This window comes from Lysinibacillus sp. FJAT-14745 (genome assembly GCF_001275675.1).
Lineage (GTDB): Bacteria > Bacillota > Bacilli > Bacillales_A > Planococcaceae > Lysinibacillus.
Map to the genome: position 1 here is coordinate 366,866 of NZ_LITM01000002.1, position 1,119 is coordinate 367,984.

The window sequence follows — 1,119 nt, forward strand, 5'->3', positions numbered from 1 at the left end:
CTTCAGCAATGGATTGCCAGCCTTCCTAATTATATCAAGGCTTATTTGTCGATTTCAGTCTGCGAAGTTTGAGTTATATATATTTCCGCATATTTTATTTACTATATAAAACTTATTTTCCCAAATGGTATATTAGAAACGGCAAAACAACCACACTAAATAGGGAAAATACCCAGTGTGATTATACAGCCACTCATTCGTTCTTATTGATGAACGGATTCCACGATAAAGGATGCCCTTACCAATGATACAAGAGTAATCAGATGAGACTTGATTGTATAAGCAATTATTTCACCTTTAGATAAATCTAGAGATATTTAAACAAGCTACGGTATCCATCAATGACGAACCAGATTGAATCATGAAATTTAGTACGATAGTTTAAATGATATAAATGATACAGAATGATTTTCTGCAGTCCATCTTCTCGAAGTGATGCATTTAACTTCAACCAAATATGACGCCCATCTACTTTACATATTCATTTTGAGAATAAGTATCTGCTATAGTCTTCAATAATCATTTATTTCGTATATTTAGTTATAAAAAAACTACACCTTTTATTGTCAGATGATGTGTCTAACAATCAGGGTGTAGTTCAGTGTGATTATGAGCCCAATTTAGCGTACCAATTGTGTACTATCATTCTCTTAATGTCCACAATGAAGGCGATATTCTGAATTTGATTAGCTTTTCAGAGCGACCGTCCGTTACGTGATGATTCGCTCTGTCTGAAGGTTTTCAAAATTAAATGTAACACGGATATAAAAAAATTTGACATAACCAGCACTAGGCTCTGAACTTTAAAAAAACAATAAAAAGAGCGCATACCCATTGAAAGTGTATATCATACCTAAAGCAATATTTTCAAATAAACAATATCCGTCAGATAAGAGGAGAAAAGCATCTTAATCAAATGCTTATATCTAAATTTTTATATTTCTTCAGAAATAGCATTTCATCTAGACAACTTAGATGATATATACATAAATTCTTTAAATGTAGCTAGGTAATTGAGCGAAAGAATTTTCATTTACATATTTTTGGCTCATCACCATAACTTGGGGTTGACCATAAAAAATTCAATAAATTCCCATTAAAGTATAGAAAAAAAGTGAA